Below are 25,872 nucleotides of genomic sequence, written 5' to 3'. Positions count from 1 at the left end.
GTAACCGGACGGACCGACACAAGGGGTCAGATGGCGGCGAGTTCCCGCGTGGGGGTGGCGGTGCGGCCGGTGCGGGCCCGGGCGGCACCGTCGTAGCGATGCAGGACGAGGCGGGCGAGGGCGGGGTGGGCGCCGAGCGGGTCGGCGGCGATCCAGGGGGCGTGGGCGGCGGCGCGGGCGGCGAAGAGGCCGGGCGCGGTGAAGCAGGAGGCGACGGCGATCCGGTGGCGGCCGCGGGCGGTGAGCGCGGCGACGGCCTCGGGGACGGTGGGGGCGGCGGCGGAGGCGTACGCGGCGAGGACGGGGGTCCCGCCGAGGCGTTCGCCGAGGGCGGCGGCGATCCGGCGAAGGGTGGCGGCGGAGCGGGGGTCGCGGGAGCCGGCGGAGGCGAGGACGACGCCGGTGGCGCGGGAGGCGGAGTCGGCGGGGGTCCAGCCGGCCTGGGCGAGCCGGTCGGCGAGGGCCTCGACGAGGAGGGGGTGCGGGCCGAGCGGCTCGGCGGTCCGGGCGCGCAGGCCCGGGACGGCGGCGAGGGCGGCGGGCAGGTCGTGGGTGACGTGGTACCCGGGGGCGAGGAGGAGCGGGACGAGCACGGCCTCGCGCCCCTCGGCGGCGAGGGCCGCGAGGGTGTCGTCGAGGAGCGGCGCGTTCAGCTCGATGTGGGCCAGGCGGACGTCGAGCCCGGGGCGCAGCTCGCGGACCCGGTCGAGGAGCCGCGCGAGGGTGGCACGCGCGCGGGGGTCCCGGCTGCCGTGCCCGACGGCGACGAGGACCGGGGCGGGGCGGTGGACGCGCGGGGAGTGCTGCATGGGTGACGTACCTCCTGCTCGGTCTTCCCCGCCGGACGGTCGTACGGACGCGTCCGGCGGAGCTGGAGTCCGAGCTGTTCCACGATCCGCCCCAGCAGGGCGGCGGCGTCCGCGAACGTGCTGTCCGGCTCCGTCATGGACCGATCCTGACGGGAGCACGTTGCCTGCCCGTTGCGCGGCGGTCACGTCTCTTTTCCAGGACCGCACGCGGGTGTTTCGGCGGGCTCACGCGCGCGTGGGGGCGGTTGTCAGGGTCGGGCCGTGCGGGGGCGGTGGCTCAGTGCCCGGGGCGCCACACGTAGCGGACGTCGGGCTCCCGCTCCTCGTTGCGCTCGCCGTCGGTGTGCTCGGCGGCGGTGAAGCCGTGCCGTTCGTAGAAGCGCCGCGCGGGGGCGTTGACCTGGAAGGTCCACAGTTCGAGCCCGGTCGGGCTGCGCCGCTTGGCGAGCTCCACGAGGCGGTCGCCGATGCCCCGGCCGCGCCAGGGCGGGTCGACGTAGAGCTGGTCCAGGTCCTCGCCGTCGAGCACCAGCATCGCGACGACCGCGCCTTCGGCCGTCGCCACCCAGGTCTCCTGGTGCGGCACGACCACGTGCCGGAGCCAGGAGCGGACTTCTTCGTCGGTGTGCGCCCGGCGCACGTCGGGCAGGGCGGCGGTGTACGAGCGCAGCCAGACGTCGGCGACGGCGGTGGCGTCGGAGGCGTCCGCGCGGCGGATGTCGAGGTCGTTGATCACCGCCGGATCGTACGGAACGCGCACCCCTCTCCTCCCCCCTTTTTTCGTTCCGAATCACGGAATATCTTTTCCACTATGAGAATGTCCCCCGCGTCGCTCCCCCGACGCGTCACCGCCGAGTTCACCGGCACCGCCGCCCTCGTCGCCGTGATCGTCGGCTCCGGCATCCGAGCCGACTCCCTCAGCCAGGACATCGGGGTCCGGCTGCTCGCCAACGCCGCCGCCTCCGCGATCGGCCTCGGACTGCTGATCGCCCTCCTCGGGCCGCTCTCCGGCGCCCACTTCAACCCGGTCGTCACCCTCTCCGAGTGGTGGGCCCGCCGCCGCGAGGGGGACGGCGGCCGCGAGGTCCTCGCCTACGTCACCGCCCAGGTCGCCGGCGCGGTCACCGGCGCCCTGCTCGCCGAGGCGATGTTCGGCCGCGCGCCCGGCTCCTGGTCCACCGAGCCGCGCGCCGCGCTCCACCTGCTGCTCGGCGAGGCGGTCGCCACCGCCGGGCTCGTCCTCGTCGTCCAGGGCCTGCGGCACATCGGCCGCCCCCAGCTGGCCCCGGTCGCGGTCGCCGGCTACATCGCCGCGGCGATCTGGTTCACCTCCTCCGGCTCCTTCGCCAACCCGGCGGCCACCGTGGGCCGCTCCCTCACCGACTCCTTCACCGGCATCGCCCCCGCCTCCGTGCCCGCCTACGCCGCCGCCCAGCTCCTCGGGATGCTGCTCGGCATGGGCCTGGCGAGTGTGCTGTACGGCACGGAACGGACCGCGCACGAACCAAAACCGGCGGCAGCGCGTCGGACCGGGTGACAGCCCGTCCCCCACCCCTTGGAGGCACCGCCGATGCAGGTCCGGTTCCCGCGCACCGTCCGGGCCCGCCGCCGTACCGTCCAGGCCGTGATGGCGGCCGCCGTCCTGGCCCTCGCCCCCGCGACCTGGATGCACACCGCCGCCGCGGGGAAGCTGCGGACCGCCGCCGACGTGCCGGCCGCGGACGTCGCCGTGGTCTTCGGCGCCGGACTGTGGAAGGGCCGCCCGACGCCGTACCTCGCGCACCGGCTCGACACCGCCGCCGAGCTGTACCGCACCGGCAAGGTGCGGGTCCTCCTCGTCACCGGCGACAACGGCAGGACCGAGTACGACGAGCCCAGCGCCATGCGCGCCTACCTCGCCGCCCGCGGCGTCCCCGACTCCCAGGTCGTCAGCGACTACGCCGGCTTCGACACCTGGGACAGCTGCGTACGGGCCCGCAAGGTCTTCGGCGTCGACCGCGCGGTCCTCGTCACCCAGGACTTCCACATCAAGCGGGCCGTCGCCCTGTGCGAGCGGGCCGGGGTCTCCTCGTACGGCGTCGGGGTCGCCGAACCCCAGGACAGGACCTGGTACTACGGCACCACCCGGGAGCTCTTCGCCGCCGGCAAGGCCGCCCTCGACGCGGCCGTCCGCCCCGACCCGCGCTTCCTCGGCCCCGAGGAGACCGGCGTCACCGAGGCCCTCGCGGGCGGAGCCCGTACCGCCCCGGCCTCACCCCCCGCGACGCCGTGACCTGAGCGGAGAGCACCGCGCCCGTAATACGGGGCGCCACCGGGCGTAACACGTCCGACGCACCCTGGACGCATGTCCGACGCCACCGCGGTCCCCACCCACTGCCCCTACTGCGCCTTGCAGTGCGGCATGCGGCTCCGCCCGACCGGCACGGCGGAGTCGCCCGCCGAGGTGGTCGAGCGGACCGACTTCCCGGTCAACCGGGGCGCCCTGTGCGGCAAGGGCCGCACCGCCCCCTCCGTACTCTCCTCCCGGGTCAGGCTCACCGAGCCCCTGGTCCGCCGCCCTGACACCGGGGCGCTCGCACCGGCCTCCTGGGAGGAGGCTCTCTCCGCCGTCGCCGAGGGGCTACGCCGGACCCGCGCCGACCACGGTCCCGATGCCGTGGGGGTCTTCGGCGGCGGCGGACTCACCAACGAGAAGGCGTACACCCTCGGCAAGTTCGCCCGGCTCGTCCTCGCCACCTCGCAGATCGACTACAACGGGCGCTTCTGCATGTCCTCGGCGGCCGCCGCCCACCAGCGGGCCTTCGGCCTCGACCGCGGACTGCCCTTCCCGCTGGAGGACATCCCGAGGACGGGCTGCGTCATCCTCGTCGGCTCCAACCTGGCCGAGACCATGCCCCCGGCGCTGCGCTACCTCACCGAACTGAGGGAGAACGGCGGCAAGCTGATCGTCGTCGACCCGCGCCGCACCCGCACCGCCGAGCAGGCCGACCTCCACCTCGCCCCCCGCCCCGGCACCGACCTGGCGCTCGCCCTCGGCCTGCTCCACCTGGTCGTCGCCGAGGGCCGCGTGGACGAGGAGTTCGTCGCGGAGCGCACCTCCGGCTGGGAGGCCGCCCGGGCGGGCGCGATGGCCCACTGGCCCGAACACGTCGAACGGATCACCGGCATCCCGGTGCCGCGGCTGCGCGAGACCGTCGCGATGTTCTGCGACGCCGACAGCTCCATGGTGCTCACCGCGCGCGGCCCCGAGCAGCAGTCCAAGGGCACCGACACCGTCGGCGCCTGGATCAACCTCTGCCTCGCCACCGGGCGGGCCGGCCGGCCGCTCTCCGGCTACGGCTGCCTCACCGGCCAGGGCAACGGCCAGGGCGGCCGCGAGCACGGCCAGAAGGCCGACCAGCTCCCCGGCTACCGCAAGCTCGACGACCCCGCCGCCCGCGCCCACGTCGCCGGGGTGTGGGGCGTCGCCCCCGAGACCCTGCCGGGGCCGGGGCGGAGCGCGTACGAACTCCTCGACGCGCTCGGCGGCGAGGTGAGGTCGCTGCTGCTGATGGGCTCCAACCCGGTCGTCTCCGCGCCGCACGCCGCGCACGTCGAGGAGCGGCTGCGCTCGCTGGACTTCCTCGCCGTCGCCGACGTGGTCCTCTCCGAGACCGCCGCGCTCGCCGACGTCGTCCTCCCGGTCACCCAGTGGGCCGAGGAGACCGGGACGATGACCAACCTGGAGGGGCGGGTGCTGCTGCGCCGCCGCGCCCTCACCCCGCCGTCCGGCGTCCGCACCGACCTGGAGGTGCTGCACTCCCTCGCCGCGCTGCTCGGCTGGGAGAAGGGCTTCCCCACCGACCCGGAGGAGGTCTTCGAGGAGCTGCGCCGGGCCTCCGCCGGCGGGCCCGCCGACTACTCCGGCATCAGCTACCGGCGGATCGAGGAGGAGCAGGGCGTCTTCTGGCCCTGCCCCGAGACCGGTCCCGGCGAGGACGGGCACGCGGGCACCCCCCGGCTCTTCCTCGACCGGTTCGCGACGGCGGACGGGCGGGCCCGGTTCGTGCCGGTGACGCACCGGCCTGCGGCCGAGGAGACCGACGCCGAGTACCCGGTGGTGCTCACCACCGGCCGGGTCGTCGCCCAGTACCAGTCCGGGGCGCAGACCCGGCGGGTCGACGAGCTGAACGCCGCCGCGCCCGGCCCGTTCGTGGAGCTGCACCCGCGGCTCGCGGAGCGGCTCGGGGTCGCGGAGGGCGAGCCGGTGACGGTGGTGTCGCGGCGCGGGCGGGCGGTGGCGCCGGCCCGGATCACCGGCGCGATCCGCCCGGACACCGTCTTCATGCCCTTCCACTGGTACGGGGAGGGGCGGGCGAACACGCTGGTGAACCCGGCGCTCGACCCGGTCTCCCGGATGCCCGAGTTCAAGGTGTGCGCCGTCCGCCTGGAGCGGGGCGCCGACGGAGCGGCTACCGCCGGCTGAACCAGTCGCCGCTCTCGATGACCGGGCCGAGCGGCGCGTCCGGCGCGGCCAGGTACACCCAGGCGGAGAGTCGGACCCCGTCCCCGGTGCGTACGACGTCCATGGCCGCCCGCTCGTACCCGACGGGCAGCTCCAGCCGGTCGAGCAGGCCGAACAGGTCGCCGTAGTCGCCGGACGAGGGCGTGAGGAGGGTGCCGACCACCTCGCTCCCCTCCGCCGGGACGACGAACGGATAGCCGGGCCCGTCGCGCAGGACCGCCCCGGGCAGCACGGCGTCCGCCTCGTCGCCGATCCGGCCGGCGAGGAACCGGTCGTGGTTGTACCCGCCCGGGCGCAGCGTCCCGTACACGAAGAACGGGCGCTCCTCGTACGCGAGGGCCTCGGGCTCGACGGCGCCCTCCGTCTCCTTCTCGACCCAGCGGGCGTACCCCTCGGCGACCCGGGTCACCCGGGTGGCGAGGATCTCGGGGGTCTCGTAGTCGTGGGCCGCGATCAGGTGCGCTTCGAGGGCCCGGTAGCGGGCCTCGGTGGTCTTGAGGACCACCTCCCACTCCTCGGTGGTCTCGATCGCGCCCCGCCAGTGGTAGACGGAGGTGACGGGCCCCGAGATCTGCGCGCACGCGGCGAGCCGGGCCTCGACGGCGCCGCGCGCCAGGGCATCGGCCTTGGCGCGCGCGTCGGTGGTGGTGCGGACGGTGACGATCACGTCTCCACCGTAGGGGCGAACTGTGCCGCGTGCAGCCGGGCGTACGCGCCGCCGCGGGCGAGCAGCTCCTCGTGGGTGCCCTGTTCGGCGATGCCTCCGCCGTCCATGACGACGATGGTGTCGGCGTCCCGGATGGTGGAGAGCCGGTGGGCGACGACGAAGCTGGTGCGGCCGGCCCGCAGGGCGGACATGGCGCGCTGGACGTGGAGCTCGGTGCGGGTGTCGACGGAGCTGGTGGCCTCGTCGAGGACGAGGATCACCGGCTCGGAGAGGAAGGCGCGGGCCAGGGTGACGAGCTGGCGCTCGCCGGCGCTGAGGCCGCCGCCGTCCTCGTCCAGGACGGTGTCGTAGCCGTCCGGCAGGGTGCGGATGAACCGGTCGGCGTGGACGGCCTCGGCGGCGGCGGTGATCCGCTCGCGGGAGACCTTGCCAGGGACCCCGTACGCGATGTTCTCGGCGATGGTGCCGCCGAAGAGCCAGGTGTCCTGGAGGACCATGCCGATGCCGGAGCGCAGCTCCTCCCGGTCCATCTCGGCGGTGTCGACGCCGTCGAGGAGGATCCGGCCGCCGGTGGGCTCGTGGAACCGGAGCAGCAGGTTGACCAGGGTGGTCTTGCCGGCGCCGGTGGGGCCGACGAGGGCGACGGTGCGGCCGGGTTCGACGGTGAGGGAGAGGTCCTCGACGAGCGGCCGGTCCGGCTCGTAGCGGAAGGAGACGTGCTCGAAGACGACCCGGCCGCGCAGCTCGGCGGGCTTCTCGGGGGCGGCCGGTCCCGGCCGCTCCTCCTCGGCGTCGAGGAGGTCGAAGACCCGCTCGGCGGAGGCGATGCCGGACTGGAGGAGGCCGGCCATGGCGGCGACCTGGTTGACCGGGCCGTTGAACTCGTACGAGTACTGGACGAACGCCTGGACGTCGCCGACGGTCAGGGTCCCGCTCGCCACCTTCAGCCCGCCGAGCACGGCGATGAGGACGTAGGTGAGGTTGCCGACGAGGGTGACGGCGGGCTGGACGAGGCCGGAGACGACCTGGGCGCGCAGCCCCGCCCGGTACAGCTCGTCGCCGAGTTCGTCGAAGCGGCGGACGGCCTCGTCGCGGCGGCCGAAGGCGACGACCTCGGTGTGGCCGGTGATGGTCTCCTCGGCGTGGCCGCCGAGCTTGCCGGTGACCGCCCACTGCTTCGCGAACTGGGGCTGGGCGCGGCGGGCGACGAGGGCGGCGACGCCGAGCGAGACGGGGACGGTGCCGAGGGCGACCAGGGCGAGCACCGGGGAGATCCACAGCATCATCGCGAGCACGCCGAGGAGGGTGAGCACGGCCCGGATCATCTGGCTGAGGGCCTGCTGGAGGGTCTGGGTGACGTTGTCGACGTCGTTGGTGGCGCGGGAGAGGACCTCGCCGCGCGGCTGTCCGTCGAGGTAGCCGAGGGGCAGCCGGGCCAGCTTGTGCTGGGCGCTCTCGCGCAGCCGGTGGCCGGCCCGCTGGACGACGTCGGTGACGAGCCGCTGCTGGACCCAGGTGAGCAGGGAGGCGGCGGCGACGGCGGTGCCCGCGAGGACGAGTTGGCGGGCGACGGCGGTGAAGTCGACGCCGTGCGGTCCGGCGGCGCCGGTGAGGACGAGGTCGGTGGCGCGGCCGAGGAGGAGGGGGACGAGGACGGTGAGGGCGACGGCGGCGGCGCCGGTGGCGAGGGCGGCGGCGAGCCGGGCCCGGTCGGGGGCGAGGGTGCGCAGCAGCCGGACGGCGGAGGCGCGGAAGTTCAGGGAGCGTTCCAGGGAGGGGGTGCCGGCGGCGCCGGGGCCGCCGCCGCCCGGCTGGGGGGCGGGGCCGCGGCGGGCGGGGGCGGTGGGGCGTGGCGCGGTGGAACGCGGGGCGGTCGTGGTGGTGCTCACGCGGCGGCCTCCTCGGTCGGCTGGGAGCGGACGATCTCCCGGTAGGTGGGGCTGGTGGCGAGGAGTTCCTCGTGGGTGCCGGTGGCGACGTTCCGGCCGCGGTCGAGGACGACGATCCGGTCGGCGTGGCGGATGGTGGAGACCCGCTGGGCGACGAGGAGGACGGTGGCGTCGGCGGTCTCGCGGCGCAGGGCGGCGCGCAGCCGGGCGTCGGTGGCGTTGTCGAGGGCGGAGAAGGAGTCGTCGAAGAGGTAGAGGCGGGGGCGGGCGACGAGGACGCGGGCGATGGCGAGCCGCTGGCGCTGGCCGCCGGAGAGGTTGGAGCCGCCCTGGGTGACGGGGGCGTCGAGGCCCTCGTCCAGGGCGCGGACGAAGTCGGCGGCCTGGGCGGTCTCCAGGGCGTGCCACAGCTCCTCGTCGGTGGCGTCGGGCTTTCCGTAGCGGAGGTTGGAGGCGACGGTGCCGGAGAAGAGGTACGGCTTCTGGGGGACGAGTCCGACGGTGGCGGCGGTGAGTCCGGGGTCGAGGGCGCGCACGTCGGTGCCGTCGAGGAGGATGCGGCCGTCGGTGGCGTCGAGGAGGCGGGGCACCAGGCCGAGGAGGGTGGACTTGCCGCTGCCGGTGGCGCCGATGATCGCGGTGGTCTCGCCGGGTGCGGCGTGCAGGGAGACGCCGCTGAGGACGGGTTCCTCGGCGCCGGGGTAGCGGAAGGTGACGTCCTCCAGGGCGAGGCGGCCGGGTCCCGCGAGGGTGCGGACGGGGTCGGCGGGCGGGGTGAGGGCGGGGGTGGTGTCGAGGAGTTCGCGGACGCGGGCGGCGCCGGCCTCGGCCCGGGGCAGGTGCATGAGGAGGAAGAGCGCCATCATCACGGACATGGCGGTCTGGAGGAGGTAGCCGAGGAAGGCGACGAGGGCGCCGGGCTGGAGGGCGCCGGAGTCGATGCGGTGGGCGCCGGCCCAGATGAGGACGATGGTGGTGGCCTCCCAGATCAGCAGGACGACCGGGAACATGACGGCCTGGAGCCGGCCGGCCCGCAGTCCGGTGTCGAGGAGGGCGCCGTTGGCCTCGGCGAAGCGGGCGCGTTCGTGGCGGTCGCGGACGAAGGCGCGGACGACCCGGACGCCGGTGATCTGTTCGCGCAGGACGCGGGTGACCTTGTCGAGGTGTTCCTGCATGCCCCGGAAGAGGGGCCGCATGCGGAGCACGACGGCGCCGACGGCGAGGGTCATGACGGGGACGAAGAGCAGCAGGACGACGGCGAGGGGCACGTCCTGGCGCAGGGCCATGGCGAGACCGCCGACGCACAGCAGCGGGGCGGCGACCAGCATGGTGAGGGCGAGGACGGCGAAGGTCTGCACCTGCTGGACGTCGTTGGTGGCGCGGGTGATGAGGGAGGCGGTGCCGAAGCGGCCACGTTCCAGGGCGGAGAAGTCCTGGATCCGGCGGAAGACCTCGGACCGCAGGTCGCGGGCGACGGCGAGGGCGATCCGGGCGCCGGTGAAGGTGACGGCGGCGGCCGCGGCGGCCTGGAGGAGGGTGACGGCGGCCATGACGGCGCCGCCGGAGAGGATGCGGCCGGTGTCGCCGCGGAGCACGCCCTCGTCGATGACGCCGGCGTTGAGGGCGGGCAGGGTGAGGGAGGCGAGGCTCTGGAGGAGCTGGAGCAGGACGAGTAAGGCGAGCGGGGCACGGTGCGGGCGCAGGCGCCCGGCGAGGAGTCGCAGCAGGATCACGGGGGGCCTCTCAGGCGGCGTACGGGCGGACGGCCTTGGCGTCCTTGAGGGCGTGGCCCCACCAGGCGAGCTGGTCGAGCATGAGCTTGGCGCCGGCCTCGGGGCCGGTCGGGTCCTTGAGCCGGCCGTCGTCGTCGAACTGCCCGTGGGCGTTGGGCAGGACGACGCCGTCGCGGACGGTCACGGCGTGCATCTCGGCGTAGATCTGGCGGAGTTGCTCGACGGCGCGGATGCCGCCGGAGATGCCGCCGTAGGAGACGAAGCCGACGGGCTTGGCGCGCCACTCGGTGTAGTGGCGGTCGATGAGGTTCTTGAGGGCGGCGGGGAAGGAGTGGTTGTACTCGGGGGTGAGGACGACGTAGGCGTCGGCGGCCTCCAGGACGGGGGTGACGCGGGCGAGTTCGGCGCTGACGCCGGGGTCGGGGTCGTAGGAGAGGGAGGTCGGGAGGGTGGTCTCGGCGAGGTCGAGGACGGTGAGCGCGAAGTCGGGGCGCTCGGCGACGCGGGTGCGGAACCAGTCGGCGATGACGGGCGCGAAGCGGCCTTCGCGGTCGCTGGCGACGACGAGGGCGAGGGTGAGGGGGGCGGCGGCCTGGGCGGCGGGGTTCGTGATGTCCATGACGGAGATCGTGGTACCTCAAGTTTGGTTGAGGTCAAGCGCGATCTTGAAGAGACTTTCGGGGCGGCTTCCGGGGCGCCTACCGGGACGGTTTTCCGGGGTGGCGCCGGGACTACCGTGAGGCCATGACGACTTCGACCGTTCCGGCCGCCGCGCACATCGAGATCGACGGGGTCCCGGCCGCCGATCCGGGCCCGCTCGCCGCCGCGATGAGCGGCTACGGGCACTTCACCGCGATGCAGGTCCGGGACGGGCGGGTGAAGGGCCTCGGGCTGCACCTCGGCCGCCTCGACCGCGCCACCCGCGAGCTGTTCGGCGAGCCGCTGCCCGGCGAGCGGGTCCGGGACCTCCTCGGGCGGGCCGTCGGCGCGTCCGGCCGGCGGGACTGCTCGGCGCGGGTGTACGTGTACGAGGGCGGGCCCCGGGTCCGGGTGGCGGTCGCCGTCCGCGAGGCCGCGCCCGACGGGCTGGGCGCCCCGCGGCGGCTGACGGCCGTCGACTACACGCGCCCGGCGGCGCACCTCAAGCACCTGGGCGGCTTCGGGCAGCGGTACCACGGCGACGCGGCGCGCCGGGCGGGCTTCGACGAGGCGCTGCTGACCACGCCGGCGGGCGAGGTCGCGGAGGGCGCGGTCACCAACATCGCCTTCTGGGACGGCACTTCGCTGGTGTGGCCGACGGCGCCGCACCTCACCGGGATCACGATGGCGCTGCTCGCGTCCCGGCTGCCGTCGGTCCACCGGGCGGTCGCCCTGCCCGAACTCCCCTCCTTCCGGGCCGCGTTGGTGACCAACTCGCGCGGGATCGCGCCGGTGACGGGCGTGGACGGGGTCGCGTACGCGGTGGACGGGGAGCTGATGGAGCGGGTGTCCGGCGCCTACGCGGAGGTGCCCGGCGAGAAGATCGTTTCCGCTGACGGGGGCGGTTCCGCCGGTTAGCCTGCGCCCATGGTGTTCAAGAGACTTTTCGGCAATGGCGGGATCCCGCTGGAGATCGACACGATCGTCCCCGACAAGCCGGTACGGCCGGGCGGGATGCTGCGCGGCGAGGTGATCGTGCGGGCGCCCGAGCGCGACCTGAAGATCGAGTCGATACGCATGCGGCTCGTCGTGAACGCGTCGCTGACGCACAAGGGCGACGGCGACGGCCAGGACGACGGCACGACCCTCGGCTATCCGAGCGCCAGCGGCTGGTTCGAGCTGAAGAAGGGCGAGGAGAAGCGCATCCCGTTCTCCGAGCGCCTGAAGTGGGAGACGCCGCCGAACGAGCGGCGGGGCGAGCGGCTCGGCGTCTCCATCGGCGTGCGGACCGAGGTCGAGGCGGTCGGGGTCAAGGCGCAGACGGACCTGGACCCGGTCCGGGTGGAGACGCTGCCGCTCCACGACGCGGTCCTCGACGCCTTCGCGGCCCAGGGGTACGTCTTCGAGAGCTCCCGGGTCTACGAGAACTCGCTCTCCGACGCCGAGTACCACCTCTACCTGTGGCAGGGCTTCACCCTCGCCGACCGGCAGGGCGGGGAGGGCCGCCCGCCCCGCGTGGAGCTGACCTTCCACACCAACGCGGTCGGCTCCGAGATCTTCCTCCGCCGCCACCGCCAGACCGGCGACGGCTACTGGAACAGCAAGCCCAAGCCCCTCCGCTTCGTCGCCGCCCACCACGAGGCAGACACCCGAGACTTCACCCCGGAAGCCCACCAGTGGCTGACCGACCTCGCCACGATGAAGCGCGGCAAGGGCGACGGGGACGACGAGGACTGAGGCGCTCCCCGCGGGGCGGGCCACCGCCACGGGCCTCCCCGCGAGCCCGCTCACCCGTTCGGCATCGCGTGTCGGGTGACGGGGTGAAAGCCGCTGTGAGCTGCGGAAACTCTTGGATTCCAGTCGACGCGCCGTATCGGACGGGTCAATTCTGATGACCTATCAGCAGGCGGGGGGCGCGCCGGGGCCGTTACCTCGGTCGTACGGAAGACCGAACGACCGCGCGCCCCGGAGGAACCCCACCATGCGCCCCACTGCCCGCCTGCTCACCGGAACCGCGCTGACGGTCGTCGCGCTCGGCGCGTTCGCCGCGCCGGCCGCGTACGCGAACAACGACGGCCCCCAGTCGCTGGAGATCTACCCCTCCACCGCCTCCCCCGGCACCACCGTCACCGTGAACACCCTCGCCTGCGGCAAGAACGGCCACGGCATCGGTGACGCGAACTCGGTCGGCGCGGGTGAGTTCAAGCTCAGCCCGAGCACCCACAAGGAGGTCGTGGTCGGGCAGTTCACCCTGCCCCAGCACGCCAAGCCCGGCACCCACTGGATCGCCGTCGCCTGCGACAACGGGCGGACCGCCCGGGGCGAGCTGACCGTCAAGCACCGCGAGCCCAGCGGTCACGTCAAGACCGGTGTCGGCGGCAGCATCGGCCCCGACACCGCCCAGGTCACGGCAGGCGTGGCGGTGCTGGCCGCGGCTGCCGTCGGCGGTGTGTGGCTCATGCGGCGCCGGGCGAGCGGCGCCCAGGGCCACTGATCACACCGCCCGTCCCGCCCCCGCCCGGCTCCCGCACATGGCCGGCCGGGGGCGGGGCCCCTCCGCCGTCACCCCGCTCGTCACCCCCGCACGTCACCCCGCACGACACCCGCCCGTGAGGAACCTTCGTGAGCAACAGGAGCAAGGGCTGGGGCATAGCGGTGGCCGCCTGCGTCGGCCTCTGGCTCGTCCAGAACGGCTCGGAGAACGTGACCCCGCCCGTCCCGTCCGCCGCCCAGGCGTTCGCCGCCGGGCCGAGCGTGCACACCGACGCCGCCGCCGACCCGCTGCCCTCGTCCCCGCCGGTGCGGCTGCGCATCCCGGAGACGGACGTGGACGCCCCGATGACCCGGCTCGGCCTCGCCCCGAACGGCTCCCTGGAGGTGCCGCCCGCCGAGGACCGCAACCTGGCCGGCTGGTACGCGGAGGGCGTCACGCCCGGCGCCAAGGGCACCGCGATCGTCGCCGGCCACGTCGACAACGCCGGCGGCCCGGCCGTCTTCTACACGCTGGGCGCCCTGAAGAAGGGCCACCGCATCGAGATCGACCGCGAGGACGGCAGGACCGCGGTCTTCACCGTCGACGCCGTCGAGGTCTACGACAACGACGCCTTCCCCGACGAGAAGGTCTACGGCGCCACCGGCCGCGCCGAACTCCGGGTGATCACCTGCGGCGGCGGCTTCTCCGAGAAGGGCGGCGGCTACCAGGGCAACGTGGTCGCCTTCGGGCACCTCATCGGCGTCCGCTGAGCCGGAGCCTCAGCTCCACTGGTCCCAGCCGAGCTTCGCGACCATCGAGAGGACCACGGCCAGCAGCACCCCCCGGACGAACCCCGAGCCCTTGCTCAGCGCCATCCGGGCCCCGACCATCCCGCCGGCCAGGTTGAAGGCCGCCATGCAGGCGGCCAGCTGCCAGTAGACGGTGCCCTGGTAGGCGAACATCGCCAGCGCGCCCGCGTTGGTGCAGACGTTGACGATCTTGGCGGTGGCGGAGGCCGTCACCAGGTCCAGGTGGAGCACGGCGGTCAGGGCGAGCACCAGGAACGTGCCGGTGCCGGGCCCGAACAGACCGTCGTAGAAGCCGATCCCGCCGCCGACCAGGACGATCGCCGTGACGACCCGGGCCCGGGTCAGCGGCGCCCGGTCCTGCCCCTCGGGCCGCGCCCCGAACGAGGGCTTGAGGATCACGAAGGCCGCCACCGCCACGAGCACCACGATGATCAGCGGCCGCAGGATCTCCTCGTCGACCGCGGTGGTGAAGAGCGCGCCGGCCGTCGAGCCCGCGAGCGCCGTGAGCCCGACCCGTACCGCCGTCCACACCGGCACCCTCGTCCTGCGGACATAGGTGATCGCCGCCCCGGTGGTACCGACGATGGCGACCGCCTTGTTGGTCCCCGTCACCTGGGGGTAGGAGGCGTTCGGCAGCCCGATCAGCAGCGCCGGCAGGAGCAGCAGCCCGCCTCCCCCGACCACGGCGTCGATCCAGCCCGCGACGAGCGCGGCCAGACACAGCAGAACGAGGGTGGTGAGGGTGATCTCGGGCATGGCAGCGAGCCTAGGGACGGAATCGATGGCCCGTCCATCGATCCCTTGATCGTTGAGCAAGCTCTGAGCTTGCGCGCCCGGGCTCCCCGCCGGGCACCCTCACAGCCCGGCCCCCGCGGGGCGGAGATCAGCGTTCCGTACGGGAAACAGTCGGGATGCCACCGGGAAACACCGGCCGCGCACCCTACCGGGTATGAGTACACGGATCGTGGTGGTCGGAGGCGGAACGGCGGGCCTCCGCCTCGCCCAGCGCCTGCCGGTCACCCTCCTCGGCGAGGAGGCGCACGCCCCGTACAACCGGGTGCTGCTCGCCGACGTCCTCGCCGGGCGGTACGCCCCCGAGGTCGTCGCCCTGCCCGAGCCCCGCGAGCCGGTGCGCCGCGGGGTGCGGGTGGTGGGGATCGACCGGGCGGCCCGCACGGTCGCGTGCGCCGACGGCTCGCTGGTCGGCTACGACCGGCTGGTCCTGGCCACCGGCTCCAACCCGGTGCTGCCGCCGCTGCGCGGACTGCGCGGGGCGGAGCTCCCGGAGGGCGTGTACTCCTTCCGCACCCTCGACGACTGCCTCGCCCTGCGGTCCGTCGTCGGGCCCGGGGTCCGGGCGGTCGTCGTCGGCGGCGGCCTCCTCGGGGTGTCGGCGGCGCGGGCGCTGTCCGCGCTCGGCGCGGACGTGGTCCTCACCCAGCAGGGCGAGGGCCTGATGGAACGGCACCTGGACCCGCACGCCTCCGCGCTGCTGCGGGAGCACCTGGACGGGCTCGGCGTCGAGACGCACACCGAGTGCCGGGTCAGCGGTCTGCGGCAGCGGGACGGGGCGGTGACGGCGGTCGAGCTGGCCGACGGCTTCGTCCTGGACGCCCAGGTCGTGGTCCTGGCCTGCGGGGTACGGCCCCGGGTGGCGCTGGCCCGCGAGGCGGGTCTGGACGTCCGGAGCGGCATCGTCGTCGACGACGAGCTGCGGACCTCGGACCCGTACATCCACGCGATCGGCGACTGCGCCGAGCACGACGGCCGGGTCTACGGCCTGGCCGGTGCCGCGCTGGAACAGGCGGACGTCCTCGCGGACGTGCTGTCCGGCGCCGGCGGGCCCCGCTACACCGGCACCCGGGCCCTGACGCGGCTCACCCTCGGCGGGGCGCGGCCGCTGGACCTCGCCGCCTTCGGCGAGGCCACCGCGCGGCCGGGCGACGACGTCGTCCAGCTGGCCGACGCGACCCGGGGCGCCTACCGCAAGGTCGTCGTCCGCGACAACCGGCTCGTCGGGGGCGTCCTCCTCGGCGATCTGGCCGCGGTCGGGGCGCTCGCCCGGGCCTGGGAGGGCGACGAAGCCCTGCCCGAGGCCCCCCTGCTGCACCTGCTCACCCACGACGGAGGCTCCTCATGACCACTCCCACCATCGTCCTGGTCGGCCACGGAATGGTCGGCCAGCGGTTCCTGGAGGCGCTCGCCGACCGGGGCGTCACCGAGCGGGCCCGGATCGTGGTCCTCTGCGAGGAGCCCCGCCCCGCCTACGACCGCGTCCAGCTCACCTCGTACTTCTCCGGGAAGACGCCCGACGACCTGTCGATGGTCGAGGACGGCTTCATGGAGCGGCACGGCATCGAGCTGTACACGGACGAGCCCGTCGTGGGCGTCGACCGGGCGGCGCGGACGGTGACCGGCCGGTCGGGCCGGGTCGTGGCCTACGACCACCTGGTGCTGGCCACCGGCTCGTACCCCTTCGTGCCGCCGGTGCCCGGCAAGGACGCCACCGGCTGCTTCGTGTACCGCACGATCGAGGACCTGCTGGCGATCGAGGAGTACGCGAAGACGGCGACGACGGGCGCGGTGGTCGGCGGCGGTCTGCTCGGTCTGGAGGCGGCCGGCGCGCTGAAGGGCCTCGGTCTCGACACCCACATCGTGGAGTTCGCGCCGCGGCTGATGCCGGTGCAGGTCGACGAGGGCGGCGGCGCGGCGCTGCTGCGGACGATCGAGCAGATGGGGCTGACCGTGCACACCGGCACGGGCACCCAGGAGGTCGTGACGGCCGACGGGTCCGTGACCGGCATGAGGCTGTCGGACGGCTCCGAGCTCGCCACCGACCTGGTGGTCTTCTCGGCGGGCGTACGCCCCCGGGACCAGCTGGCGCGCGACTGCGGGCTCGACGTGGGCGAGCGCGGCGGCATCGCCGTGGACGAGCTGTGCCGCACCTCCGACCCGGCGGTCTTCGCCATCGGCGAGTGCGCGCTGGCGGCGGACGGGCGGGTCTACGGCCTGGTGGCGCCGGGCTACGAGATGGCGCAGACGGTGGCCTCGGTGCTCGCCGAGGAGGCGGGCGAGGACACCGGCTTCACCGGCGCGGACCTGTCGACCAAGCTGAAGCTGCTCGGGGTGGACGTGGCCTCCTTCGGCGACGCGCACGGCACCACCGAGGGCTGCCTCGACGTCGTCTACTCGGACTCCCGCTCGGGCGTCTACAAGAAGCTGGTGGTGGACGCCGAGGGCCGGCTGCTCGGCGGCGTGCTGGTCGGCGACGCCGACTCGTACGGCCTGCTGCGCCCGCTCACCGGGTCGAAGCCGCCGGTCTCCCCCGAGCAGCTGGTCCTTCCGGCGGGGGCCGGGGCGCCGGTGGCGCTGGGTCCCTCGGCGCTGCCGGACGACGCCGTCATCTGCTCCTGCCACAACGTGACCAAGCACGCGATCGGCCAGTGCGACTCGCTGGCCGAGGTGAAGAAGTGCACCAAGGCCGGTACGGGCTGCGGCAGTTGCGTGAAGGTGATCGAGAAGCTGCTGCCGAAGGCGGAGGACAAGGGCCTCTGCGGCTGCTTCGCCTACACCCGCAGCGAGCTGTACGAGATCGCCCGCACCCTGCACGTCACGTCCTTCGCCTCCCTGCTGGACTCGCACGGGCGGGAGGGCGCGAAGGGCGGCGAGGGCTGCGAGGTGTGCAAGCCGACCGTCGGTTCGATCCTGGCCTCCCTCGCCCCGGCGATCGGCCTGGGCGGCTACATCCTGGACGGCGAGCAGGCGGCGCTCCAGGACACCAACGACCACCACCTGGCCAACCTCCAGCGCAACGGCTCCTATTCGGTGGTCCCCCGCATCCCCGGCGGCGAGATCACCCCGGAGAAGCTGATCGTGATCGGCGAGGTGGCCCGCGACTACGGCCTCTACACGAAGATCACCGGCGGTCAGCGGATCGACCTCTTCGGCGCCCGCGTCGACCAGCTCCCGGCGATCTGGACCCGGCTCGTGGACGCCGGCTTCGAGTCCGGGCACGCCTACGGCAAGTCGCTGCGCACGGTGAAGTCCTGCGTGGGGCAGACCTGGTGCCGCTACGGCGTGCAGGACTCGGTGAAGATGGCGATCCAGCTGGAGCTGCGCTACCGGGGACTGCGCGCCCCGCACAAGCTGAAGTCGGCGGTCTCGGGCTGCGCCCGCGAGTGCGCCGAGGCCCAGTCGAAGGACTTCGGCGTGATCGCCACGGCGAACGGCTGGAACCTGTACGTGGGCGGCAACGGCGGCGCGACCCCGCGCCACGCGGACCTGCTGGCCCAGGACCTGTCGGACGCCGAACTGATCCGGCTCATCGACCGGTTCCTGATGTTCTACATCCGGACGGCGGACCGCCTGGAGCGGACGTCGGTCTGGCTGGAGCGCCTGGAGGGCGGGCTCGACCACGTCCGGGACGTGGTCGTGAAGGACACGCTGGGCATGTGCGACGAGCTGGAGGCGCTGATGGCGGCGCACGTCGACGACTACCAGGACGAGTGGGCGCAGACCCTGGACGACCCGGAGCGGCTGCGGCGCTTCGTCTCCTTCGTGAACGCGCCGGAGACGCCCGACCCGACCGTGCAGTTCATCCCCGAGCGCGACCAGATCAAGCCGGACCTCACCATCCTGACGATCGGCACCCTGGAAGGAGCCACCTCCCGATGACCAGTCTTCTCGAGCTCTCCCACACCCCCGACGCCTGGATGGCGGTCTGCGAGGAGGCCCAGCTGACGCCGGGCCGGGGCCTGGCGGCGCTGCTGCCGGACGGCCGGCAGGCGGCGGTCTTCCGGGACCGGGCGGGGCGGGCGTACGCGATCGACAACCGTGACCCCTTCACCGGCGCGCAGGTGCTGTCCCGGGGTCTGCTCGGGACGGCGGACGGGCGCCCGTTCGTGGCCTCGCCGCTCCTGAAGCAGCGCTTCGACCTGGAGACGGGCCGCTGCCTGGACGACGACGAGGTGACGGTGGCGGTCTACCCGGTCCGGCTGAAGTGATCCCCGAGTCAGGGGTTTAGCTTGACCGATCGTTCCAGATAGGCGTACGGTCACACCGTGGCCAGGACCAAGGAATTCGATCCCGAGGCCGCGCTCCAGGCAGCGCTCGACCTGTTCTGGGCGCGCGGCTACGAGGCGACGTCGATGGCGGACCTCGTGGAGCACCTCGGCATCGGCCGGGCCAGCATCTACGCCACCTTCGGCAACAAGCACGAGCTGTACCTCAAGGCGCTGGACCGCTACCTGGAGGCCCGGGACCCCGGGCTCGTCGAGGAGCTGTCCGCGCCGGGCCCCGCCCTGCCGGCCGTACGGGCGCTGGTCCGCCGGTTCGCCGCCGAGGCGGCGACCGAGGGCGAGCGCCTGACCGGCTGTTTCGTCACCAACTCGGCAGCGGAGCTGGCCCCGCGCGATCCGGTGGTGGCCCGCCGGGTCGAGCTGAGCTGGGAGCAGATCGAGACCCTGCTGTACGCGGCGCTCACCCGGGCCCGCGCCCAGGGCGAGCTCCCGGCGGGCCGCGACCCGCGCACCCTGTCCCGGATGCTGCTGGTCCTGCTCCAGGGGATCCGGGTGGTGGGCAAGGCGTCGACGGACCCGGCCAGGGTCCGGGACGCGGCGGAAGAGGCCCTGCGGCTGCTGGACTGAACGGCCCATGGACAGGCGCCCCCGGTGGGCGCCTTTTCTCGGGGTCGATTCTGGAATGTACGGTCAAGTATAGCTGTCAGGTAGAGAGACGGCAGATCATCGGGGGACGGCATGACCACGACGTACGGAACCACCACCACGGCGGCGAACACGGGGCGCGGCGGTGCCCGGCGGGGCTTCGCCCTCCTCGGCGCGGTCCAGATGACGCTCATCTTCACCCTCGCCTCGCTCGCCGTGCCGCTCCCCCGGATCGGCGCCGAGTTCGGCCTGGCCCGAGGGGAGCTGATCCTCCTCAGCGCCGCCTACGGCCTCACCTTCGCCGGACTCCTGCTGCTCGGCGGACGGCTCGCCGACCGGTACGGCGGACGGCGGGCGCTCACCGCCGGACTCCTCCTCTTCGGCGCCGCCTCCGCGCTCGCGCCGCTCGCCCCCGACTACGCCTCCCTGCTCGGCGCCCGCTTCGCGCAGGGCACCGGCGCCGCGCTCGTCGCCCCCGCCGCGATGGGCGTGCTGCGCGCCCTGTACCCCGAACCGGCCGCGTACGGGCGGGCGATGGGCACCTGGGGCGGGCTCTCCGTGCTCGGCGCCACCGCCGGGAACCTGCTCTCCGGCGCGATCACCGCCGCCGCCTCCTGGCGGGCGTCCTTCGCCGTCCCCGTCGCCGTCGCCGCCGCCGCGCTGCTCCTCGCGCCCCGGCTGCTGCCCGCCACCCCGCCCGGCGCGGGCCGGAGCCTGGACCTGCGGGGCGCGCTGCTCGCCACCGCCGGGATCGTGCTCGCCAGCACCGGCCTGGTGCTGACCGACGCCCACCCGTGGGGCTCCGCGCCCGTCCTCGTACCGCTGCTCACCGGCCTCGCCCTGCTCGCCGCGTTCGCCCGCGTCCAGCGGCGGACCGCCGATCCCCTGCTCCCGCCGGACTTCCTGCGCGACCGGCGGCGGCTCCTCGGGCTCGCGGCGATCGCGCTCACCGCCGCCGGCACGGCCACCGTCTTCGTCCTGCTCTCGCTCGCCCTCCAGCAGGAACGCGGCTGGTCCCCGCTGCTCACCTCGGGCGCCTTCGTCCCCTTCGCCGCCGCGCTGCTCGGCGCCGGCCGGCTCGCGGGGCCACTGCTCGGGCGGTACGGGCCCGGCCGGGTCACCGCCGCCGGACTCGGCACCGCCGCAGCCGGGCTCGCGCTGCTCGCGGCCACCGGCACCGACCCCGCCGTCCCGTACGCCTACGGGCTGCTGCCCGGACTGCTCCTGCTGCCCGCCGGCGGGGCGCTCTCCTTCGCGGGCGCCGCCGTCCTCGCCACCGAGCGGGTGCCGGCCGACCGCGCCGGGCTCGCGGGCGGCGTCCTGAACACGGCGATGGAGCTCGGCCCGACCGTGGTCTTCGCCGCGCTGCTCACCCTCGGCGGCGACGCCGCGTCGCTCGCCGCGACGGCCGCGCTCTTCGCCGCCCTGACCCTCCTGACCACCCGCCTCGCCAAGTAGCCCGAGCAACCGAACCGAAGCAACCAGGGAGTTCCCATGTCCGCACGTTTCACCGGCCGCGTCGTCCTCGTCACCGGAGCCGGCTCCGGCCTCGGCCGGGAGATCGCCCGTGCCTTCGCCGCCGACGGCGCCCGGGTGGTCGCCGCGGGCCGCACCGCCGCCGCGCTCGACGCGACCGTGGCCCTCATCGAGGCCGAGGGCGGCACCGCCACCGCCGTCACCGCCGACGTGACCAGTCCGGACTCCACCCGCGCCCTGGTACGGCGCACGGTGGAGACGTACGGCGGGCTCGACGTCGCCGTCAACAACGCGGGGATCTTCCGGGGCGGCCACAGCGCCGCCGACTTCCCCCTCGACGACTGGCAGGCCCTGCTCGACACCAACGTCACGGGTGTCCTGAACGCCCTCCAGGCCGAGGTCGCCCACATGCGGGCGCACGGCGGCGGCGCGATCGTCAACATCTCGTCCAACCTCGGCGCGCACGTCCGCGTCCCGGGCCTCTTCGGCTACCAGGTGTCCAAGGCGGCCGTCTCGGCGCTCACCCGCGCCGCGGCCCGGGACCACATCGGCGAGGGGGTGCGGATCAACGCGGTCAGCCCGGGGGCCGCGGAGTCCACGATGTCGCTGCTGCCCGGCGAGACGGAGGCCGAGCGGGAGGTCCGGATGAAGGAGCAGTCGCCCCTGGGCCGGATCTCCTCGGCGGCCGAGGTGGCGGCGGCGGTCCTCTACCTCGCGTCGGACGCGGCGGGCTCCGCCGTCGGCACGGACCTGGTGGTCGACGGCGGCGTCTCCGCCTGAGCCTTCTCCGTGGGCTCCGGGGGCTCCGGGGGGCTCAGCCCTCCATCGCGGCGGGGTCCATCCAGAAGACCTCCCAGTGGTGGCCGTCCGGGTCGGCGAAGGAGCGGCCGTACATGAAGCCCATGTCCATCGGCTCCTTCGCCGGGCTGCCGCCCACCTCCAGGGCGCGGTCGGCCAGCTCGTCGGCCTGCGCGCGGCTCTCGGCGTTCAGCGTCAGCAGGACCTGGGTGGTCGCGGAGGCGTCGGCGACCGCCTTGCCGGGGGCGGTGAAGGTCAGGAACTTCTCCTCGGTGAGCAGCATGACGAAGATGGTGTCGCTGATCACCACACAGGCCGTGCTCTCGTCGCTGAACTGCGGGTTGATCGTGTACCCGAGCTTCTCGTAGAAGGCGCGGCTCGTGGCGAGGTCCTTCACGGGCAGGTTCACGAAGATCATCTGCGGGGCCATGGTGTGTTCTCTCTTCTCCGTCGTGCGGTGCTGTCGAGAGGTAAGACGGACCACCCGGCCCGAACTCATCGCTCCCCGGAGAAGTTTTTTCGCTCAGGCCGCCGCGCGCAGCGTGAGCGCCGCCAGCGGGACGAAGCCGCCGGTCCCGCCGGCCGCCGCCTCGGCCTCCGCGCCGGGGCCGCCGAGCCGCTTCATCATCGAGACGGAGATCCGCTCGCCCATGGCCTTGGCCCGGTCCGCGAGCGGGCCCCGGTGGAGCCCGTCGACGGTGGCGTGCCAGAGCTGGACCCAGCGCCCGAAGTGGGCGGGGGTGAGGGGGCGGGCGGAGTGCAGCGCCGCGTGCGGGGCGAAGGCGTCCCGGGCGTAGTCGGCGGTACGGAAGAGGGCGCGCTCCCAGAAGTCGGTGATGCGCGGGAGGTGGACCTCCAGGTCGGTGCCGGCGATCTCGGTGAAGAAAGGGCCGATGAGGGGGTCGGCGAAGGCGGCCGTGTAGAAGCGGCGCAGCAGCACGTCGAGGTCGTCGCGGCCGCCGATGTCGGTGGGCTCCCGGTTTTCGCGCATGGATCCCAGTCTCCCCGGACGGGCCCCGTCGCCCCAGTGCCGAAGGTCCCGGGCCCGCGTTAGGTTCGGGGCATGAGCAACAGCGGGAAGCGCATCACGGAGAAGCTGTCGGACGCGTCCCTGGCGGCGGCGACCGGCCGGGGCTGGGCGGAGTGGTTCGCCCGGCTCGACGCCTGGGGCGCCACCACCCGCACCCACACCGAGATCGCCCGCCACCTGGTGGAGGACGAGGGCGTGGGCGGCTGGCACGCCCAGTCGGTGACCGTCGGCTACGAGCAGGAGCGGGGCATGCGGCAGGTCGGCCAGTCCTGCGACGGTGACTGGCAGGCGAGCGCGAGCAAGACGGTCGGCGCGCCGGCCGCCCGGGTCTCCGAGGCGTTCGCCGCCCCGGAGCTGCGCCGCCGCTGGCTGCCGGACGCCGAGCTGGAGATCCGTACCCACCGCCCCGGAAAGTCCCTCACGGCGGACTTCGAGGACGCCGCCGCCGGCACGAGCCGGCTCTCGGTCCACCTGACCCCGAAGGGCGAGGCGAAGACCCAGATCAGCCTCGGCCACCTCAAGCTGGCCGACGCGGACGCGGTGGCGGCCTACAAGGACTTCTGGCGCGACCGCCTGACCGCTCTCAAGACCCTGCTGGAAGCCGGCGCCGACTCCCCCGCCCCGTAGCCGCCCCTTCCCCGTCACCGGTTGTTGATGCTCAGTCAACTCCGGGCTCCTAGGTTCACTCTCCGCGCGGCCCCGCCGCTGACCGTGCGGCGGGAGGTCACCACACCCCTGGAGTGAAGACGTGGAGCGACGCAGTTTCCTGCGCGGAGCGGTCATCGGCACCTCGGCCGCCGCCTTCGGCGGCACCCTGATGGCGGGCGCCGCCTACGCGGCCCCCGCCCAGCCCGGCGCCGGACCCTACGGGGCGCTCGGCGCGGCGGACGCGAACGGCATCATGCTGCCGGCCGGGTTCACCAGCCGGGTCGTCGCCCGCTCGGGACAGACCGTCCCCGGCACCTCGTACACCTGGCACAACGCCCCCGACGGCGGTGCCTGCTACACGGACGGCAGCGGCTGGATATACGTGTCCAACTCGGAGATCAACCCGAGCGGCGGCGCGAGCGCGGTGAGGTTCAACTCGGCCGGCACGATCACCGGCGCCTACCGGATCCTGTCCAACACCCGGCAGAACTGCGCCGGCGGCAAGACCCCGTGGAACACCTGGCTCTCCTGCGAGGAGGTCAGCCTCGGGTACGTCTACGAGACCGACCCGTACGGCGTGAACGCGGCCGTCCGCCGGGACGCCATGGGCCGCTTCAAGCACGAGGCGGCCGCCGCCGACCCGGTCCGCAGGGCGATCTACCTGACCGAGGACGAGAGCAGCGGCTGCTTCTACCGCTTCCTCCCCACCACCTGGGGCAACCTCGCCTCCGGCACCCTCCAGGTGCTGGTCGCGGGCACCGCCACCTCCGGCTCCTTCACCTGGCAGAACGTGCCGGACCCGGACGGCTCCCCGACCACCACCCGCACCCAGGTCTCCGGCGCGAAGAAGTTCAACGGCGGCGAGGGCTGCCACTACGCCGACGACAAGGTCTGGTTCACCACCAAGGGCGACAACCGCCTCTGGCAGCTCAACCTCACGAACAACACCTACGAGCTCGCCTACGACGACTCGCTGGTGCCCGGCGGCGCCGCCCCGCTCACCGGCGTGGACAACGTCACCGGCTCCTCCTCCGGCGACCTCTACATCGCCGAGGACGGCGGGAACATGGAGATCTGTCTGATCACCCCGGACGACACCGTGGCGCCCTTCCTGCGGATCACCGGCCAGTCCGGCTCCGAGATCGCCGGACCGGCCTTCTCGCCCGACGGCAGGCGGCTGTACTTCTCCAGCCAGCGCGGCACCTCGGGCAGCTCCTCGGGCGGCATCACCTACGAGGTGACCGGCCCGTTCCGCGCGTAACAGCGCTCGTCCAGCCGCTGGGTCCCGCCTCCGCCGAGGAGCGCGGCGCCCAGCGGCGTCAGCGTGTGCAGCACCGCGTTCCCGTGCCGCAGCGTCGCGATCAGACCGGCCTCCCGCAGCACGCACGCGTGCTGACTGGCCGAGGCGAGCGACACCCCCGCCCGGCGGGCCAGCTCGCTCGTCGTCCCGCCGTCCCCGATGGCCTGGAGGACCTCCGCGCGGGTCTGGCCCACCAGCTTCGCCAGTGACGAGACGCCCGGCGGGCGGACCGTCGGCGCCTCCCCGTGCGTCACCGGGTAGACGAGCACCGGCGGCAGCGCCGGGTCCCGCAGCATCACCGGCGTACCCCGGCAGAAGTACGAGGGCTGGAGCAACAGCCCCCGCCCGTCCAGGTGCACGTCACGGTCGACCGGGTAGGACGCCTCCAGGACCGGCGCCCGCCAGGTCAGCATCGGCGGCAGCGAGCCGAGGAGCTCCTCCGCGCCCCCGTCCAGGACGGCCCGGCCCCGGCGCGCCCGGTCCGCCTCCACCCGGGCCTGGATGTGCGGCCAGTACGGCTCCACCGCGGCCCGGTGGTAGCTGCGCAGCGCCCCGAGCAGCCGGTCGAAGGGCTCCGGGCCGCCGTCGGCGAGGGCCCGCAGCGAATGCGGCACCGTGCGGCCGCCACTCCGGTCGGCGGCCAGCAGGGACAGCTCCGAGCGGAGCCGGCCGGGGGCCGTCGCACGGAGCGCCCGGAGCCCCTCGTCGAGGCCGTTCAGCCCCGCCGCGGGGGTCAGGAAGTCGGGGAAATAGCCCCGGCTCGGGACGAGCGCGGCGAGCAGCCGGGTCTCCCCGCCGAGCCGCGCCCTCGTTTCCGTACGCCATCCGCCGAACACCACCGGGCCGCGCCGGTCCCTTAAACGGTGAAAGCTGAGAATCGTTTCCCACAGGACGTCAGGACGGGCGGCGATCCGCACCCCCGCCAGATCGTCCGCGGTGAAATGAATACGAAGCATGAAATCCCCACCTGTGCACTCGCAACCACCCCGCGAACGAGTATGCACACCATCACTGCACGTTACCAGGGTGTTTCAGCCACAGTTGAAAAGCATCGCGGCGAACACGGCCCAACGGAAATGCTGTGCGGGTCGGGCAGGAAACCTTCAGGACCGAGGTGACGTGGTGAAGACCGTGGGGGGCTTTGCCCGTCCGGCGGCGGTCGGCGAGGGTTGCGGCTCACCTGCCCGACACAGTGAAAAGGTCGTGGCCCCCGGGTGGGGATCCGGGGGCCACGACCGAAACACCCGCAAACACAGACGTTCAATTTCCAATAATTCAATGCGGCCGTAATTGCGCATGAATCTGACGTGAAAACGACGGGACGGACACCTCCGCACAAGGTGTCCGTCCCGCCTCTTTCGGATCCGGGACCGCCGTCCGCCGGTGAGGGTTCGGAAGGGATGACCGACGGCGGTCCCGGGGGCTCCACGGGGC

General features: G+C 74.0%; 25 protein-coding genes. 15 read left to right on the top strand and 10 right to left on the bottom strand.

Annotated elements, in window-relative coordinates; genetic code table 11:
- Nucleotides 1-26 precede the first annotated feature (26 nt).
- Together ACFXMG_RS07255 and ACFXMG_RS07250 are read right to left on the bottom strand one after the other, a co-directional pair.
- Entirely contained in the window at nucleotides 27-809 is a 783-nt protein-coding gene (locus ACFXMG_RS07255; protein WP_383825736.1) for a sirohydrochlorin chelatase, read from the bottom strand.
- Between the two features lie 277 nt (nucleotides 810-1,086).
- Nucleotides 1,087-1,545, bottom strand: a complete 459-nt coding sequence (locus ACFXMG_RS07250) for a GNAT family N-acetyltransferase (RefSeq protein ID WP_383825739.1) — start codon at nucleotides 1,543-1,545, stop codon at nucleotides 1,087-1,089.
- 75 nt (nucleotides 1,546-1,620) lie between these two features.
- Here ACFXMG_RS07250 and ACFXMG_RS07245 point away from each other — a divergent pair, with 75 nt between their 5' ends.
- The 3 genes from ACFXMG_RS07245 to ACFXMG_RS07235 all read left to right on the top strand — a co-directional run bounded on the left by ACFXMG_RS07245 (nucleotide 1,621) and on the right by ACFXMG_RS07235 (nucleotide 5,274).
- A complete protein-coding gene (locus tag ACFXMG_RS07245; protein ID WP_383825742.1) occupies nucleotides 1,621-2,346 on the top strand; it encodes an aquaporin in 726 nt (241 codons plus the stop codon).
- A gap of 33 nt (nucleotides 2,347-2,379) precedes the next feature.
- Nucleotides 2,380-3,081, top strand: coding sequence for a vancomycin high temperature exclusion protein (locus ACFXMG_RS07240; RefSeq protein WP_383825744.1), 702 nt, complete (start codon nucleotides 2,380-2,382; stop codon nucleotides 3,079-3,081).
- Nucleotides 3,082-3,153: 72 nt separating this feature from the next.
- Nucleotides 3,154-5,274 carry a molybdopterin oxidoreductase family protein gene (locus ACFXMG_RS07235; RefSeq protein ID WP_383825748.1) on the top strand — a complete coding sequence of 707 codons (2,121 nt, stop codon included), beginning with the start codon at nucleotides 3,154-3,156 and terminating at the stop codon, nucleotides 5,272-5,274.
- Here ACFXMG_RS07235 and cutA read toward each other — a convergent pair.
- From cutA to ACFXMG_RS07215, 4 genes are read right to left on the bottom strand one after another with little or no spacing between them, the layout of a single operon-like run.
- The gene (cutA, locus tag ACFXMG_RS07230; RefSeq protein WP_383825751.1) at nucleotides 5,261-5,980 is read right to left on the bottom strand and encodes a divalent cation tolerance protein CutA; all 720 of its coding nucleotides are present in this window, start codon (nucleotides 5,978-5,980) and stop codon (nucleotides 5,261-5,263) included. The genes ACFXMG_RS07235 and cutA overlap by 14 nt on opposite strands.
- Nucleotides 5,977-7,869, bottom strand: a complete 1,893-nt coding sequence (locus ACFXMG_RS07225) for an ABC transporter ATP-binding protein (RefSeq protein WP_383825754.1) — start codon at nucleotides 7,867-7,869, stop codon at nucleotides 5,977-5,979. Before ACFXMG_RS07225 ends, cutA begins: the two co-directional genes overlap by 4 nt.
- Complete coding sequence (locus ACFXMG_RS07220) at nucleotides 7,866-9,599, bottom strand: ABC transporter ATP-binding protein (protein ID WP_383825821.1); 1,734 nt, start codon at nucleotides 9,597-9,599, stop codon at nucleotides 7,866-7,868. The genes ACFXMG_RS07225 and ACFXMG_RS07220 overlap by 4 nt, the downstream gene beginning before the upstream one ends.
- 13 nt (nucleotides 9,600-9,612) lie before the next feature.
- The gene (locus ACFXMG_RS07215; protein WP_383825758.1) at nucleotides 9,613-10,221 is read right to left on the bottom strand and encodes an NADPH-dependent FMN reductase; all 609 of its coding nucleotides are present in this window, start codon (nucleotides 10,219-10,221) and stop codon (nucleotides 9,613-9,615) included.
- A gap of 125 nt (nucleotides 10,222-10,346) precedes the next feature.
- Here ACFXMG_RS07215 and ACFXMG_RS07210 point away from each other — a divergent pair, with 125 nt between their 5' ends.
- The 4 genes from ACFXMG_RS07210 (at nucleotide 10,347) to ACFXMG_RS07195 (ending at nucleotide 13,484) form a co-directional block, all read left to right on the top strand.
- The gene (locus ACFXMG_RS07210) at nucleotides 10,347-11,159 is read left to right on the top strand and encodes an aminotransferase class IV (RefSeq protein WP_383825761.1); all 813 of its coding nucleotides are present in this window, start codon (nucleotides 10,347-10,349) and stop codon (nucleotides 11,157-11,159) included.
- Nucleotides 11,160-11,168: 9 nt separating this feature from the next.
- Nucleotides 11,169-11,978, top strand: a complete 810-nt coding sequence (locus ACFXMG_RS07205) for a sporulation protein (protein WP_383825764.1) — start codon at nucleotides 11,169-11,171, stop codon at nucleotides 11,976-11,978.
- Between the two features lie 244 nt (nucleotides 11,979-12,222).
- On the top strand, nucleotides 12,223-12,735 hold the full coding sequence (locus ACFXMG_RS07200) for a hypothetical protein (RefSeq protein WP_383825766.1): 513 nt from the start codon (nucleotides 12,223-12,225) through the stop codon (nucleotides 12,733-12,735).
- Nucleotides 12,736-12,863: 128 nt separating this feature from the next.
- Nucleotides 12,864-13,484 carry a class F sortase gene (locus ACFXMG_RS07195; RefSeq protein ID WP_383825768.1) on the top strand — a complete coding sequence of 207 codons (621 nt, stop codon included), beginning with the start codon at nucleotides 12,864-12,866 and terminating at the stop codon, nucleotides 13,482-13,484.
- Nucleotides 13,485-13,493: 9 nt separating this feature from the next.
- On the opposite strand, the gene ACFXMG_RS07190 is transcribed toward ACFXMG_RS07195, so the two are convergent.
- Nucleotides 13,494-14,279, bottom strand: a complete 786-nt coding sequence (locus ACFXMG_RS07190; RefSeq protein WP_383825770.1) for a sulfite exporter TauE/SafE family protein — start codon at nucleotides 14,277-14,279, stop codon at nucleotides 13,494-13,496.
- A gap of 193 nt (nucleotides 14,280-14,472) precedes the next feature.
- Here ACFXMG_RS07190 and ACFXMG_RS07185 point away from each other — a divergent pair, with 193 nt between their 5' ends.
- The 6 genes from ACFXMG_RS07185 to ACFXMG_RS07160 all read left to right on the top strand — a co-directional run bounded on the left by ACFXMG_RS07185 (nucleotide 14,473) and on the right by ACFXMG_RS07160 (nucleotide 21,442).
- Complete coding sequence (locus ACFXMG_RS07185) at nucleotides 14,473-15,663, top strand: NAD(P)/FAD-dependent oxidoreductase (protein ID WP_383825773.1); 1,191 nt, start codon at nucleotides 14,473-14,475, stop codon at nucleotides 15,661-15,663.
- On the top strand, nucleotides 15,660-18,197 hold the full coding sequence (nirB, locus tag ACFXMG_RS07180; RefSeq protein WP_383825776.1) for a nitrite reductase large subunit NirB: 2,538 nt from the start codon (nucleotides 15,660-15,662) through the stop codon (nucleotides 18,195-18,197). The genes ACFXMG_RS07185 and nirB overlap by 4 nt, the downstream gene beginning before the upstream one ends.
- Nucleotides 18,194-18,526: a nitrite reductase small subunit NirD gene (gene nirD, locus ACFXMG_RS07175; protein ID WP_383825779.1), complete on the top strand. Its 333-nt coding sequence runs from the start codon at nucleotides 18,194-18,196 to the stop codon at nucleotides 18,524-18,526. Before nirB ends, nirD begins: the two co-directional genes overlap by 4 nt.
- A 57-nt stretch (nucleotides 18,527-18,583) precedes the next feature.
- Nucleotides 18,584-19,168, top strand: a complete 585-nt coding sequence (locus ACFXMG_RS07170) for a TetR/AcrR family transcriptional regulator (RefSeq protein ID WP_383825782.1) — start codon at nucleotides 18,584-18,586, stop codon at nucleotides 19,166-19,168.
- A 111-nt stretch (nucleotides 19,169-19,279) separates the two neighbouring features.
- A complete protein-coding gene (locus tag ACFXMG_RS07165) occupies nucleotides 19,280-20,644 on the top strand; it encodes an MFS transporter (protein WP_383825785.1) in 1,365 nt (454 codons plus the stop codon).
- 36 nt (nucleotides 20,645-20,680) lie between these two features.
- Complete coding sequence (locus tag ACFXMG_RS07160) at nucleotides 20,681-21,442, top strand: SDR family NAD(P)-dependent oxidoreductase (protein ID WP_383825787.1); 762 nt, start codon at nucleotides 20,681-20,683, stop codon at nucleotides 21,440-21,442.
- A 34-nt stretch (nucleotides 21,443-21,476) separates the two neighbouring features.
- Here ACFXMG_RS07160 and ACFXMG_RS07155 read toward each other — a convergent pair whose 3' ends face one another.
- Nucleotides 21,477-21,890 (bottom strand): VOC family protein, encoded by a 414-nt coding sequence (locus tag ACFXMG_RS07155; RefSeq protein WP_383825790.1) that lies wholly within the window; start codon nucleotides 21,888-21,890, stop codon nucleotides 21,477-21,479.
- A gap of 93 nt (nucleotides 21,891-21,983) precedes the next feature.
- The gene (locus ACFXMG_RS07150) at nucleotides 21,984-22,451 is read right to left on the bottom strand and encodes a group III truncated hemoglobin (protein ID WP_383825792.1); all 468 of its coding nucleotides are present in this window, start codon (nucleotides 22,449-22,451) and stop codon (nucleotides 21,984-21,986) included.
- 72 nt (nucleotides 22,452-22,523) lie between these two features.
- On the opposite strand from ACFXMG_RS07150, the gene ACFXMG_RS07145 reads away from it, so the two are divergent.
- Both ACFXMG_RS07145 and ACFXMG_RS07140 read left to right on the top strand, forming a co-directional pair.
- Complete coding sequence (locus tag ACFXMG_RS07145; RefSeq protein WP_383825795.1) at nucleotides 22,524-23,117, top strand: hypothetical protein; 594 nt, start codon at nucleotides 22,524-22,526, stop codon at nucleotides 23,115-23,117.
- A 121-nt stretch (nucleotides 23,118-23,238) separates the two neighbouring features.
- Nucleotides 23,239-24,399: an alkaline phosphatase PhoX gene (locus tag ACFXMG_RS07140; protein ID WP_383825798.1), complete on the top strand. Its 1,161-nt coding sequence runs from the start codon at nucleotides 23,239-23,241 to the stop codon at nucleotides 24,397-24,399.
- Here the strand turns inward: ACFXMG_RS07140 and ACFXMG_RS07135 are convergent.
- Nucleotides 24,369-25,394, bottom strand: coding sequence for an ArsR/SmtB family transcription factor (locus ACFXMG_RS07135; protein ID WP_383825801.1), 1,026 nt, complete (start codon nucleotides 25,392-25,394; stop codon nucleotides 24,369-24,371). The two genes, ACFXMG_RS07140 and ACFXMG_RS07135, sit on opposite strands and share 31 nt — an antisense overlap.
- Between the last annotated feature and the right edge of the window lie 478 nt (nucleotides 25,395-25,872).

Source organism: Streptomyces sp. NPDC059201 (assembly GCF_042754585.1).
Classification (GTDB): Bacteria; Actinomycetota; Actinomycetes; order Streptomycetales; family Streptomycetaceae; genus Streptomyces.
The sequence above is the reverse complement of the archived record's forward strand: the minus strand, read 5'-3'. Positions and strand labels throughout refer to the sequence as shown.

Bases quoted from the DNA above. Each gene is read 5' to 3' on its own strand.
- ACFXMG_RS07150 (WP_383825792.1), bottom strand. From the start codon at position 22,451: ATGCGCGAAAACCGGGAGCCCACCGACATCGGCGGCCGCGACGACCTC.
- nirD (WP_383825779.1), top strand. From the start codon at position 18,194: ATGACCAGTCTTCTCGAGCTCTCCCACACCCCCGACGCCTGGATGGCG.
- ACFXMG_RS07160 (WP_383825787.1), top strand. From the start codon at position 20,681: ATGTCCGCACGTTTCACCGGCCGCGTCGTCCTCGTCACCGGAGCCGGC.
- ACFXMG_RS07190 (WP_383825770.1), bottom strand. From the start codon at position 14,279: ATGCCCGAGATCACCCTCACCACCCTCGTTCTGCTGTGTCTGGCCGCG.
- ACFXMG_RS07135 (WP_383825801.1), bottom strand. From the start codon at position 25,394: ATGCTTCGTATTCATTTCACCGCGGACGATCTGGCGGGGGTGCGGATC.
- ACFXMG_RS07205 (WP_383825764.1), top strand. From the start codon at position 11,169: ATGGTGTTCAAGAGACTTTTCGGCAATGGCGGGATCCCGCTGGAGATC.
- ACFXMG_RS07245 (WP_383825742.1), top strand. From the start codon at position 1,621: ATGAGAATGTCCCCCGCGTCGCTCCCCCGACGCGTCACCGCCGAGTTC.
- ACFXMG_RS07210 (WP_383825761.1), top strand. From the start codon at position 10,347: ATGACGACTTCGACCGTTCCGGCCGCCGCGCACATCGAGATCGACGGG.
- ACFXMG_RS07200 (WP_383825766.1), top strand. From the start codon at position 12,223: ATGCGCCCCACTGCCCGCCTGCTCACCGGAACCGCGCTGACGGTCGTC.
- nirB (WP_383825776.1), top strand. From the start codon at position 15,660: ATGACCACTCCCACCATCGTCCTGGTCGGCCACGGAATGGTCGGCCAG.
- ACFXMG_RS07215 (WP_383825758.1), bottom strand. From the start codon at position 10,221: ATGGACATCACGAACCCCGCCGCCCAGGCCGCCGCCCCCCTCACCCTC.
- ACFXMG_RS07185 (WP_383825773.1), top strand. From the start codon at position 14,473: ATGAGTACACGGATCGTGGTGGTCGGAGGCGGAACGGCGGGCCTCCGC.
- ACFXMG_RS07255 (WP_383825736.1), bottom strand. From the start codon at position 809: ATGCAGCACTCCCCGCGCGTCCACCGCCCCGCCCCGGTCCTCGTCGCC.
- ACFXMG_RS07165 (WP_383825785.1), top strand. From the start codon at position 19,280: ATGACCACGACGTACGGAACCACCACCACGGCGGCGAACACGGGGCGC.
- ACFXMG_RS07240 (WP_383825744.1), top strand. From the start codon at position 2,380: ATGCAGGTCCGGTTCCCGCGCACCGTCCGGGCCCGCCGCCGTACCGTC.
- ACFXMG_RS07235 (WP_383825748.1), top strand. From the start codon at position 3,154: ATGTCCGACGCCACCGCGGTCCCCACCCACTGCCCCTACTGCGCCTTG.
- ACFXMG_RS07145 (WP_383825795.1), top strand. From the start codon at position 22,524: ATGAGCAACAGCGGGAAGCGCATCACGGAGAAGCTGTCGGACGCGTCC.
- ACFXMG_RS07155 (WP_383825790.1), bottom strand. From the start codon at position 21,890: ATGGCCCCGCAGATGATCTTCGTGAACCTGCCCGTGAAGGACCTCGCC.